10 protein-coding genes are annotated in these 12,321 nt (G+C 67.8%); 3 read left to right on the top strand and 7 right to left on the bottom strand.

The annotated features are described in order from the left end of the window. Nucleotides 1–57 precede the first annotated feature (57 nt). From AM586_RS24395 to AM586_RS24425, 7 genes are all read right to left on the bottom strand, one after another. The gene (locus tag AM586_RS24395; protein WP_047825481.1) at nt 58–1,155 is read right to left on the bottom strand and encodes a branched-chain amino acid ABC transporter permease; all 1,098 of its coding nucleotides are present in this window, start codon (nt 1,153–1,155) and stop codon (nt 58–60) included. 2 nt (nt 1,156–1,157) lie between these two features. Then, nucleotides 1,158–2,180, bottom strand: a complete 1,023-nt coding sequence (locus AM586_RS24400; RefSeq protein WP_047825480.1) for a branched-chain amino acid ABC transporter permease — start codon at nt 2,178–2,180, stop codon at nt 1,158–1,160. Then, nucleotides 2,177–2,911, bottom strand: a complete 735-nt coding sequence (locus AM586_RS24405; protein WP_047825573.1) for an ABC transporter ATP-binding protein — start codon at nt 2,909–2,911, stop codon at nt 2,177–2,179. Before AM586_RS24405 ends, AM586_RS24400 begins: the two co-directional genes overlap by 4 nt. Before the next feature lie 34 nt (nt 2,912–2,945). Then, nucleotides 2,946–3,716 (bottom strand): ABC transporter ATP-binding protein, encoded by a 771-nt coding sequence (locus AM586_RS24410; RefSeq protein WP_047825479.1) that lies wholly within the window; start codon nt 3,714–3,716, stop codon nt 2,946–2,948. Between the two features lies 1 nt (nt 3,717). After that, nucleotides 3,718–4,920, bottom strand: a complete 1,203-nt coding sequence (locus AM586_RS24415; protein WP_047825478.1) for a substrate-binding domain-containing protein — start codon at nt 4,918–4,920, stop codon at nt 3,718–3,720. Nucleotides 4,921–4,952: 32 nt separating this feature from the next. Next, nucleotides 4,953–5,840, bottom strand: a complete 888-nt coding sequence (locus AM586_RS24420) for an alpha/beta fold hydrolase (RefSeq protein ID WP_047825477.1) — start codon at nt 5,838–5,840, stop codon at nt 4,953–4,955. A gap of 97 nt (nt 5,841–5,937) precedes the next feature. After that, entirely contained in the window at nt 5,938–8,304 is a 2,367-nt protein-coding gene (locus AM586_RS24425; protein WP_052234000.1) for a TonB-dependent receptor, read from the bottom strand. 270 nt (nt 8,305–8,574) lie between these two features. On the opposite strand from AM586_RS24425, the gene AM586_RS24430 reads away from it, so the two are divergent. From AM586_RS24430 to AM586_RS24440, 3 genes are read left to right on the top strand one after another with little or no spacing between them, the layout of a single operon-like run. Next, nucleotides 8,575–9,495, top strand: a complete 921-nt coding sequence (locus tag AM586_RS24430) for a LysR family transcriptional regulator (RefSeq protein WP_047825476.1) — start codon at nt 8,575–8,577, stop codon at nt 9,493–9,495. Then, nucleotides 9,495–10,007 carry an N-acetyltransferase gene (locus AM586_RS24435; RefSeq protein ID WP_047825475.1) on the top strand — a complete coding sequence of 171 codons (513 nt, stop codon included), beginning with the start codon at nt 9,495–9,497 and terminating at the stop codon, nt 10,005–10,007. Before AM586_RS24430 ends, AM586_RS24435 begins: the two co-directional genes overlap by 1 nt. 60 nt (nt 10,008–10,067) lie before the next feature. After that, the gene (locus AM586_RS24440) at nt 10,068–12,311 is read left to right on the top strand and encodes a bifunctional diguanylate cyclase/phosphodiesterase (RefSeq protein WP_082439518.1); all 2,244 of its coding nucleotides are present in this window, start codon (nt 10,068–10,070) and stop codon (nt 12,309–12,311) included. Nucleotides 12,312–12,321 lie beyond the last annotated feature (10 nt).

The raw sequence follows: 12,321 nt of genomic DNA on the forward strand, positions 1-12,321 counted from the left end.
GCGCACCCGGCGGAGAGGAAAGGGGAGAAAAACGGCGCCCGGAGGCGCCGTCGACGATCAGCCGGCAGCCCGGCGCGCGAGCAGGCGCCGCAGCCTCAGCTTGCCGACGATGCCAATCGGAAAAAAGTAGATCGAGAGGACGAACAGCACGCCCAGCCACAGCATCCAGCGGTCCGGATGCAGGGCGGCGGCCAGCATCGGCACGCCGGACAGCAGCTCCGAGGCCTGGCCCATCAGGCTCTTGAGGTAGTTCTGCGCCAGGATGAACAGGGTGGCGCCGATCACCGCGCCGTACATCGTGCCCATGCCGCCGATCACGACGATCAGCAGGATGTCGGTCATCACCTCGAAGCCGAGCGAGGTCTTGGGGCCGACGTAGCGCAGCCACAGGGCCATCAGGGCGCCGGCCAGGGCCGCCACGACGGCCGCCAGCACATTCGCCCAGATGCGGTAGACCACGGTGCGGTAGCCCAGCGCCTCGGCGCGGAACTCGTTCTCGCGGATCGCCTGCAGCACCCGGCCGAAGGGCGAGTTCACCAGGCGCAGCAGGAACAGGAACAGCAGCAGGCAGCCCAGGAACACGATGTAATAGGTGATCAGCTTGCCGTCGATCGCGCGCCCGAACACCTCGTTCTCGACCAGGGTGAAACCGGGCGACAGCAGTTCCGGCACGCTGAAGGTGCGGCCATCCTCGCCGCCCGTGAAGTCGGACAGCTGGGAGGCCAGCACCGCGAACGAGGACGCCACGGCAAGGGTGATCATGGCGTAGAAGATGGCGCGCACGCGCAGTGCGAACAGGCCGATCACGAAGGCCAGCGCGACCGTCAGCAGCAGGGCCAGGGCCAGGCCGATGAAGACCACGCCCCAGCTCGGTTCCTCGACGCTGGCCAGGGCGATGCCGATGCCGTAGGCGCCGATACCGTAGAACATGGTGTGGGCGAAGGAGACGATCCCGGTATAGCCCAGCAGCAGGTCGTAGGACGCCACCAGCACGATGTAGACGCAGATGGTGGCCGCGGTGTTCAGGGGCCGCGCGCCGGCAAACAGGAAGGGCGCCAGCAGCAGCCCGGCCAGGATCAGCAGAAGGAGGGCGCTCAGCGCGCGGCTGCGCGGCAGGTCGCCGGAGAATAAGGAATTGAGGAGTTTGATCAGCATGCTCAGCCTCGCGACTTCGAATACAGGCCGGCCGGACGCCACAGCAGGATGGCGATCATCAGCACGATGTTGGACACCAGGTTCAGCTTGGGCGCCAGGAAGCCGGCGTAGTTGTGCAGCAGGGCCATCAGGATGGCGCCGATGAAGCAGCCGCCCACCGAGCCCAGGCCGCCGATGATGACCACGATGAAGACCATGATCATGACTTCGCTGCCCATGCTGGCGACCAGGGTTTCCTTGTACAGGCCCCACATCACGCCGCCCAGGCCGGCCAGGCTTGATCCGGCCGCGAACACGCCGACGAACAGGCGGCGGATCCGGTAGCCGAGCGCTTCGACCATCTCGCCGTTCTCGACGCCGGCGCGGATCAGGAGGCCGATCTTGGTGCGGTTCAGGGTCAGGAACATGACGGCAAAGACGACCAGCCCGACCGCGACCGCCAGCAGCCGGTATTTCTCGATCGCGGCGTCGCCCAGGAAGATCGCCCCGCGCAGCGTGGCGGGCAGCGGCAGCGGAATCTGCTCGGCGCCCCAGATCACGTTGATCAGCTGTTCGGACACGATCATGCCGCCCATGGTGATCAGGATCTGCTTCAGGTGCTGGCCATACACCGGCATGATGATGATGCGCTCGAATGCCCAGCCCAGCAGGGCGGTGACCAGCATCGCCACCAGCACCGCCAGCCCCAGCACGCCGAGGTTGGCCGTCAGCGAATCGGCTTCCAGCCAGCCGCGCATCGGCAGCAGCACCATCGTGGCGGAGAAGGCGCCGACCGAGACGAAGGCGCCGTGGCCGAAGTTCAGCACGCTCATCAGGCCGAACACCAGGGTCAGGCCGCTGGCCATGATGAAGATCATCATGCCCATGGCGAGGCCGGCGACGCTCAGGGTGATCCAGGTCGGCAGCGAGACGAAAGGCAGCACCGCCAGGGCCAGGGCCGGCGCCAGCAGCAGCGGCAGCAGGTCGCGCTTCGCGGCCGGCAGCGGCGTGTCGGCCTGTTGAGTGATGGGTAAGGTTGCGCTCATTGGTGGGAATCCAGGGAAAGTCCGAGCAGGCGCTGCTGCAGCGCCTCGTCGTTGGCGAGGTCGTGCATCAGGCCGGCGTGGGCGACGCGGCCGTCGTCCATCACGCCGACGCTGTCGCCGAGCGAACGGACGAAATTGAAGTTCTGCTCGACCAGCAGGATGGTGGTGTCGGTGTCCTTCAGTTCGCGGAAGGCCATCATCAGGCTCTGCACGATGGCCGGGGCCAGGCCCTTGGTCGGCTCGTCCACCAGCAGCAGCCGGCGCGGCTCGACGATCGCGCGGGCGATCGCCACCATCTGCTTCTGGCCGCCGGACAGGTTGCCGGCCGGGTAGTTCCAGAATTTCTTCAGGGCGGGGAAGAAGCCGCAGATCCAGTCGACGCGCGCCTGGTCCAGCGGGCCGTTGCGCGCCGCCAGGACCAGGTTCTCGCGCACCGTCAGTTCCGAGAACACGGCCATGCTTTCCGGTACATAGGCGATGCCGGCGCGCGCGATGTCGGGCGTGCTCATCTTCGTGATGTCGCGGCCGTCGAACACGATGCTGCCGGCGCTGGCCTTCCACAGGCCCATGATGGTGCGCAGGGTGGTGGTCTTGCCGGCGCCGTTGCGGCCCAGCAGGACCGCCAGGCCGCCGCGCGGCACCACCAGGTCGACGCCCTGCAGGATGTGGTACTGGCCGATGTGGGTATGCACGCCGGACAGGGACAATATCGGGTCGCTGCCTCGCGGAATGCTGCTGAGCGCGTGGGCGGAGGGACCGCCCACCCTACGCGTGTTCGGGTGTTCCAAGATAGGCTTCCTGTACAATTTTCGATTGCATGACCTCGCGCGGCTCGCCGTCCGCGACCAGGGCGCCGTTGTGCAGCACGATGATGCGGTCGGCCAGCGAGCGCACCACGTCCATCTTGTGCTCGACCAGCAGCACCGTCTTGTTGGCTTCGAGCTTGACCTGGTGGATCAGGTCCAGCACCACCGGCACCTCGTCCACGCTCATGCCGGCGGTCGGCTCGTCGAACATCAGGATGTCGGGTTCGAGGGCCAGCAGGATCGCCACCTCGAGCTTGCGCTGGTCGCCGTGCGGCAGGGTGCCGACCAGCACGCCGCGCTTGGCCACCATCGATACCCGCTCCAGGTAGTGCTCGGCGCGCGCGATGAGCTCCTTGTGGCCGAACCAGACCGAGAACATGTTCAGGCCGATGCCGGCCCGGCTCTGCACCGCCAGGCGCACGTTCTCCAGTACCGTCAGATGCGGGAACAGATTCGTCAGCTGGAACGCGCGCCCCACGCCCAGGCGGGTGCGCTGCGCCGCCTTGTAGCGGGTGACATCCCGGCCTGCTACGTGCACGCTGCCGGAAGTCGCCGCCAGCTGGCCCGAGACCAGGTTGAAATAGGTGGTCTTGCCGGCGCCGTTGGGACCGACGATCACGGTCAGGGTGCCGGGATAGAACTCCGCCGTCACCCCGTTCACCGCGACATGGCCGCCGAAGCGGACAGTCAGGCCGCGGGTCGCGAGGGAAGGCTGCTGCTGCGGCGCCATGTCAGCGCTTGTTCCGCACCGGCAGCGGCAGTTCGCTGGCCGGGATCTCGCGCACCAGGTCCAGCAGGTCCCATTCGTTCTTCTGGTCCTTCTTGATGCGGAAGTGGTACATCGGCTGCAGGGCCTGGTGGTCCTCCTTGCGGAAGCTCATGGTGCCCTTCGGAGTCTCGAAGGACATGCCCTCCATCGCCGCCGCCAGCTGGTCGCCGTTCCCGTTCGGCACCTTGGACAGCGCCGCGTAGACCGCGCCGGCCGCCGCCATGCCGCCCGCCGTGAACATGTCGGGCGGTGCCTTGAAGCGTTTGGTATGCTCGGCCACCAGCCAGTCGTTCATCTTGTTCTTCGGGAAGGCGTAGTAATAATAGATGGTGCCCTCGGTGCCGGCGTAGGCCTTCCATGTCTTCATCACCGGCAGGATGTTGCCGCCCGGGGCCAGGTTGATGCCGTAGCGCTCCGGTTTCATGTCGGCGATCTTGTTCAGCGGATTCGGGCCAGCCCAGACGATTGCCAGCACGCGCGGCTGCGGCTTGTCCTTCAGGGCGTCGAAGATGCGCTGGGTGGGGGCGGTGAAGTCGGAGGTGGCGGCCGGCGCATATTCCTCGTGCACCACCTTTGCATGGCTGCCGGTGGCGGCCAGCGCTTCCTTGCCGGCCTTGACGGCGTCGCGGCCGAAGGCGTAGTCCTGGGCCAGGAAAGCCACGCTGCCGCTCTTCAGGGTCGAGGCGGCGGCGAGGGCGTCCTGCATCGAGCTGCGCGCGGTGCGGAAGATGTACTTGTTCCACTTGGCGCCGGTGATCTCGTCGGCCACGGCCGGCTCGACGATCAGCACCTTTTTATATTCCTTCGCCACCGGCAGCATCGCCAGCGCCGAGCCGGACGAGGTGGTGCCGACCGCGAGCTCGACCTTGTCGTCGCCGTAGGCCTCGGCCAGCAGGGTGCGCCCGAGGTCCGGCTTGCCCTGGTCGTCCTTGACGATCACCTTGATCTTGCGGCCGTTGATTTCCATCTTCCCGCCGGTCAGGTACTCCAGACCCATCATGAAGCCGGTCTCGGTCTCCTTGGCATAGGATTCCAGGATGCCGGTCTTGCCGGCGATGAGGGCCACTTTCAGGTCCGGGCCGGGTGCGGCGAATGCGGCGCTGCCGCCGGCGGTGGCGATGAAGGCTGCCAGCAGGGCGGCGGGCAGGGGGCGAATGGCTTTCATTGGGTCTCCTCGTTTTTCTTGCTGCTTGTTGTTCAGGGCGCGGTGGCCAGGAAGCGCATGATCGCCTCGAGCGCCGCCGGTTCGGTCAGCATCGGCGCATGGCCGATCTTGGGCACCTCGACGTACTGCATGGCGGGCGCCGCGCGCCGCATCCAGGCGGCCTGGCGCGCTTCCAGCAGGTCGGACAGCTCGCCGCGCACCAGCAGGGTGGGGCGCTCGTTCGCCAGCTTGCGGAAGGCCATGCGGGCCGCCAGGGACGTCGGACGCAGCTTACCTGTCTGTAATGCTATCGCAATGCTGGGATCGTAGCGCGGCGACAGCTTTCCCTCGCCGTCCTGCTCGAAGGCGCGGCGCGCCCACCGGTCCCAGTCCTCGTCGGCGTTGTCGGGGAAGGCGCACAGGTTGATGTCCTTGACGAAGCCGGCGGCTTCGTCCCAGGAACCCAGCGCCGCCGCCTTGCCGGCGTAGCCCGCGATGCGCGCCAGGCCTTTTTCGGACAGCACCGGGCCGATGTCGTTGAGGACCGCGGCGGCGACCAGTTCGAGGTGCTGGACCGCCAGGGTCATGGTGATCAGGCCGCCCATCGAGGTGCCGATGAAGACCGCGCGGGCGATGCCGAGGTCGGCCATCAGCCTTGCCACGTCGGCGGCGTAGACGGAGGGATTGTAATTGTCGGGATTCGGATCGCGCTCGGAACGGCCGCGGCCGCGGACGTCGAGCGCCAGCACGCGCCGGCCCAGGCCGGCGACGATCGGCGCCAGTTCGTCGAAGTCGGACGAATTGCGCGTCAGCCCGTGGATGCAGATGACCGGCAGGCGGGCGGGTACCGGCGTACCCGCCGGCGCGGCGGCCGCGTAGTCGCGCGCGTACAGGTGCAGGCCGTCGTCGCTTGTAAAGCTGAGTTCAATGTAGTTGGACATGTCGCCCCGTTTTGATTGCGTTTATTCGCCAGGCATGGCGCGCGCGAAAAGGCGCCCGGCAGGCGCCCACCGGGCGCCTTTGGCCATCGGACCAGGGTCAGAACTTCACATCGAGCGTCGCCCGGACGGTGCGCGGATCGCCGTAGAAGGTGGTGACCGAGTTGAAGAAGGTCGAGAAGTTGTAGCCCGCCACCTTGTAGCGCTTGTCGAGCAGGTTGCGGCCATGCAGGCCGACCTGGTATTTGCGGTCGGCGCTGGTCCACACGAGGCCCGCATCCCACAGGCCGTAGCCGCCCTGGGACAGCATCAGGTTGCCCGGGATCGTGATGTCGAGGGCCGGGACGCCGGTCGGTCGCGCGATCTCGGTCTGGTAGACCTTGCTCTTGTAGGCGACGCCGTTGGTGAGGCTCAGCGTGCCGGCGCGGCCCGCCAGCGCGAGCGGCCAGTCGTAGTTCACGCTCAGGTTGGCCGCGTTCTTCGGCGTGTTCTGGAACTCGGTGCTGCCGGCGATGTTCACCAGGCCGGTGCCGGTGGCGTTCGAGACCATCCACTCCTTGTACTTGGCGTCGATGTGGCTGTACATGGCGCTCACGCTGAGCGCATTGGTCAGGTAGGCGATCGCTTCCAGCTCCAGGCCGGAGATCCTGGCCTTGCCGGCGTTCGTCAGGGTGCCGGCAAAGCCGTTCACGTTGCCGGCCGCGTCATAGGTGGCGATCGATCCGGGAATCTGGACGTTCTTGTAGTCGGTATAGAAGACCGCGGCGTTGGTCTGCAGGCGGCCGCCGTTCATCGAGGACTTCAGGCCCAGCTCGATGGAGCTGACTTCTTCCGGCGCCACGCCCTTGCGCTTGGCCAGCGAAGTGGTGGAGTCCGGCTTGCCGCCCAAATCCATGCGCGGGTCGAACATGCCGCCCTTGAAGCCCTTGGACCAGGTGGCGTAGACGTTGTGTTCCGGCGCGATCTTCCAGCCCAGCCCGACCTTCGGCGTGAACTTCTTGTCGGTGCGGTCCAGGTCGTCCTTGCCGAGGTCGGTGTTCGGGACGCCGGCCCTGATCGCGTTCGGGTTGCCCATGACCGTCGACCCGGCCAGGCCGAGGTAGGTCGCCTTGTAGATGCGCGCGCGCCGTTCGTCATCGGTGTAGCGGCCGCCGACGCTGATGTTGAAGGTGTCGGTCAGGCTGTAGCTGGCGTCGGCGTAGGCGGCCCAGGTCGTGGTGTCGATGTCGTCGTAGGTCAGCAGCGACAGGCCGCCGGCCGCGTTGTACAGCACGTCGAACTTGTTGAAGGCATTGGCCTTCATGTAGTACACACCGGCCACGCCCTGGAGCTTCGAGCCGGTATAGGTCAGCTGGAATTCCTGGCTTTTCTGGTTGTCGGCATAGATGCTGGGCGCCTCGAACAGCGGCGTTTCCAGCGAGTCGAAGTCGATCGGCGCATACGAGTGCGACTTGCGGATGGCGCTGATCGACTTGAACGACAGGGTCGGATCGACGGTGTACTCCAGCAGCAGCGAACTGCCCTGGTTGATCACCTCCTGCTTGTGGCCGCTGACCGCGTACAGGTTGGCGCGCGTATCGTAGTCGCCGGACAGCGGCTGGACATTGGCCGGCGCCGGGCCCGGGGTCAGGCGGTAGCCGGCGCGCGGTTCCGAGTTGTCGACCGTGCGGTCGGCGGCGAAGCGCACGAACAGGTCGCTGTTCGGCGTCAGTTCGACGCTGACGCGGGCCGCCTGCACATCCTTGTTGTAGTTGTCCTTGCCGTTGAGGACATTGCGGCCGAAGCCGTCGCGGTTGAAAGTGGCGACCGTTCCGCCGATGCGCAGGATGTCGGAAACCGGTGTGCTGGCCTTCAGGACCAGGTCCTTCTCGCCGTAGTTGCCCAGGGTGGCCTTGGCGTTGAACATGGTGGTCGGCGCCAGCTTGCGGGTCACGTACTTGACCGCGCCGCCGATCGTGTTGCGGCCGTACAGGGTGCCCTGCGGTCCGCGCAGCACTTCGATGCGCTCGAGGTCGTAGATGTCGGTGAGCGCGCCTTGCGGGCGGGCCAGGTAGACGTCGTCGAGGTAGATGCCGACGCCCTGCTCGTAGCCGGCGACCGGATCCTGCTGGCCGATGCCGCGGATGAAGGCCGTCAGGGTGGTGTTCGTGCCGCGCGAGGTCTTCAGCGTGGTGTTCGGGACTTTATCGGTCAGGACGGTGATGTCGGGGATGGCCTGCTTCTCGAGCTCGGCGCCCGAGAGCGCGGTCACTGCGCCCGGAACGTCCTGGATCAGCTCCGCGCGGCGGCGCGCGGTGACGACCACCTTGTTGATGTCGCCGGCGGCGGGGGCGGCGGCGGTGGACGCCGTGTCCGCGCCTTCCTGGGAATGGGCCACACCCATCGGCCCGCCATACATCGCCAGCAGGACGGCGGTGGAGATTGCGGAACGGTTCAGTAGCGTTGCTTTCTTTTTGGTAAGACGCATTGTAAGTCTCCTAATATTTATCGATCGCAGCATGCGTTCAGGTCTCGCACGCCGTGGAGTGTGCCCTGCTTGACTCTGGCTGAATAGATAACAAATAGCTCAACTATTGTGCAAAAATGCACAGCTTATGCACCGCCATGGTGCAAATGCCGCTATCGGGGGGCTTTATTTGCGCTAATTCATGCTTGATTCAGTTTCACGCACGAAAAAATTGCAGAAGGAATGTGCACCGGTGCACAATATCTGTTGCTGATATCAGACAATCAATCCATGAATACCTTGCCTGAGTGGACCGACCTGCGTTTCTTCCTCGAACTGGCGCGCGCCGGAACACTGTCGGGCGCCTCGCGCCGGCTGGAAGTCGAGCACACCACCGTGGCGCGGCGCATCGACCGCCTCGAAAACCAGCTCGGGACCACGCTGTTCGACCGATCGCGCGAAGGCTACGAGCTGACCGAGATGGGCCACGCGCTGCTGCCGCATGCGGAAGCGATGGAAGGGGCCTCGCTGGCCGCGGTCGAGCAGCTGGGCGGGACCGAGGTCGGGGCCCAGGGCGTGGTGCGGCTCGGCGTACCGGACGTGTTCGGGATCAGGGTGGTGGCGCCGCTGCTGGTCGGGCTGCTCGACACGCATCCGGACCTGTCGATCGAGATGCTGTCGCTGGCGCGCTTCGCCAACCTGGCCAACCGCGAGGCCGACCTCGGCGTGATGCTCGATCCGCCCGCGACCGGCCGCTACGTGGTCACACGCCTGGCCTCCTTCCGCTTCTACCTGTACGGCTCGCCCGCCTACCTGGACCGGCATCCGCCGATCCGCAGCCATGCCGACCTGGAGCGCCACGACTTCGTCGACTACGTGCAGGACCGCCTGGCCAGCCGCGAGCTGTCCTACCTGAACGAACTCGGCTTCACGCCGCGCCGGCGCTTCTGCTCGCTCGGCATGGGTGCGCAGGTCGAGGCGGCGGCGCTGGGCATGGGCCTGATGATGGCGCCGCCGTACGCGATCCCCGAGGACGGCCGGCTGGTGCCGGTGCTGCCCGGCTTCTACGCCGAGCGCTCGTTCTGGCTGGCCGCCCCGACCGACCTGTACCGCCTGCGCCGGGTGAAAGTGGTGTGGGACCTGCTGCGCGACCTGGCCGACAACAATCCCTCGCTGTGGTGGATCAAGGGCGACATCGGGCGGGCGGCGTGATGCTGGTCCGTCCCTACGATGCGCGCGATCGCGAGGCCGTCAATGCGGTGGCGCGCGCGGCCTTTGCGCAGTACGCCGGCGATTACGAAGACTGGCCGGGCTTCATCGAAGGCATCGGCCGGATGGCCGCGCTGGCGGCCGATGCCGATCTGCTGGTGGCGGAACAGGAGGGCGTCGTGGTCGGCGCGGTGGCGCATGTCGGCCCGGGCCGGCCGCGCGCTCCGTTCTTTCCTGCCGAGTGGTCGGTGATCCGCATGCTGGTCGTCGATCCGGCGCGGCGCGGCCAGGGCGCCGGGCGGGCGCTGGTGGCGGGCTGCCTGCGGCTGGCGTACGAGGCCGGCGCGCCCGCCGTCGGCCTGCACACGAGCCCGATCATGGCCTCGGCGCTGCGCATGTACGAGGCGCTCGGTTTCGTGCGCGACCGCGACCTGCCGCCGATCCGCGGCGTAGCCTATGGCCGCTATGTGCTGGCGGCGGCGCTGATTCCGGCGGCCGCCAGCGGCCCCGGTTGAATCGCCGCCGGCCGTTCCTCGCGAGCGGTTGCGGCGCGCGGCCGCACGTTATACTCGGGCATGGATTCTTTTCCTCCCGCCCCCTTGCCGGGCAACCGGCGTGTCTCCCGCGCGCTTGGCGTGGCGGCGGCGCTGATTGTCGTCATCACGCTGGCGCTGGCGGGCGTGCTGTTTTCCAGCTACCGCAGCACGATCGAGCGCGAACAGACCAACTTGCGCAACCTGGCGGCGGCGTATGCGGCGCAGGCCTACTATGCGATGCTGGCGCTGGACACGGCGCTGGCGCACGGCGCCGGCGGCGCGGCCGTTCCGGCCTTCGGCGCCGCGGTCGACCATCACGCAGCCAGGATCTACCTGCGCGGGCCGGGCGGGGTGCGTCGCCCCGCCCACGCCGCACGCCCGGGGCAGGAAACGCCGATGCCGGCGCCGGAAGGACCGGCGGTGGTCGCCCTCGGCGAACCCGGCCGGCCGGGCGGGCGCACGACGATCACGCTGGCGCGCGCACTGCATGCGCGCGGTCCGGACGGCGCCGAGGCGGCCGTCATCGAGACCGACGTCACCTATTTCCAGCGTATTTTCGCCTCGTCCGACCTCGGCGAGGGCGGCTCGGTCACCCTGCTGCGGCGTGACGGCATCATGCTGGTGCGCAGCCCGACGCTGCCGGCCGCGATCGGCCGCTCCTTCCTGAACACGCCGCTGTTCCAGATCCATCTGCCGCGCGCGCCCGCCGGCGCCTTCGAGACCGACAGCCCGATCGACGGCAAGCGCCGCCTGTACGGCTACAGCGCGGTCGCCGGCTATCCGCTGGTGATCGTTACCGGCCGCGACCAGGCCGATACCCTGGCGGTCTGGCGCCGCTGGCTGTGGGTGGGCGTGCTGGCGTGGGCGCTGCTGTCGGCGACGCTGGCCTTGCTGGCCTGGCGGATCGGACGCGAATCGGCGCGCCAGGCGGCGCTCATCGCGCGCCTGAAGGACAGCGAAAACCGGCTCACCTGGCTGTCCGACTTCGACCAGCCGAGCGGCTTGCCGAACCAGAACCAGCTGCGCCGCAGGCTGGGCGAGGCGATCCGGGCTGCCGCCGCGGACAGCGGACAGGTGGTGCTGCTGCTGGTCGCGCTCGAACGCCTGCAGGAAGTGGCCGACCTGCTGGGACACGAGGCCGGCGAGGAGGCGGTGCGCCAGGTCGCCGCGCGCCTGGACCGGCTGGCGCCGCGCGCCCTGTGCCCGGCGCGCGTCAAGCCGAACGAGTTCGGCCTGCTGTTGACGGCCGCCTCGGGGCGCATCGCGGCCGACCGCTTCGCGTTCGAGCTGCAGGCGCTGCTGTCGGCGCCGGTCCACGTGCGCGAGCGCGAGTTCTATCTCGAGCCCGTGGTCGGCGTCGCGGTGTATCCGCAGGATGCCGGCTCGGCCAACGAATTGATGCGCCTGGCCGACATCGCCAAGCACCGTGCGCGCGGCGAAAGCGGCGAGCCGGTGCAGTTCCATTCCGAGGCCACCCATATCCAGCTCGACGAGCGGCTGTCGATCGAGGAGCAGCTGCGCCGCGCCCTCGAGCGCGACGAACTGCGTCTGGCGTACCAGCCGAAGGTCGAGATCGCGAGCGGCCGCATCACCGGATTCGAGGTGCTGCTGCGCTGGCATAACCCGCTGCTCGGCGAAGTCTCGCCGGCGCGTTTCATCCCGATCGCCGAACAGACCGGACTGATTCTCCCGATCGGCAACTGGGTCTTGCGCAGCGCTTGTCAGCGCGCCAGCGCGTGGCAGCGCGAATACGGCATCCAGTCCAGGATCGCCGTCAACCTGTCGATCCGCCAGTTCTACCAGAAGGACCTGCTGCGCTCGATCGAGGAAGCGCTGTCCGGCGCCGGCCTGGCGGCGGACGCGCTGCAGCTGGAGATCACGGAAAGCATCGCCATGAGCCGTATCGATGTCGTCGAGCGCCTGCTGGCGGGCATCCGCGCGCTGGGCGTCGAGCTGTCGATCGACGACTTCGGCACGGGCCATTCGAGCCTGGCCTACCTGAAGCGTTTCCCGGTCCAGTGCCTGAAGATCGACCGCGCCTTCGTCCACGACCTGGGGCAGGATGCCGACAGCGAGGCGATCGTGCGCGCCATCGTGGCGCTTGGCCATGGCCTGAAGATGCGCATCGTTGCCGAAGGCGTGGAGACCGAGGTCCAGCTGGCGATGCTCCGCGAACTCGGCTGCGACGAGTTCCAGGGCTACCTGTTCGCGCGTCCGCTCGACGCCGCGGCGGTGGCGCCGCTGCTGGCCGCCGAGGCAGCCCGGCAAACCGCAGCCCGCTGAGGGCGGCGTT

Source organism: Massilia sp. WG5, assembly GCF_001412595.2.
In the GTDB taxonomy this organism is placed as follows: domain Bacteria; phylum Pseudomonadota; class Gammaproteobacteria; order Burkholderiales; family Burkholderiaceae_D; genus Telluria.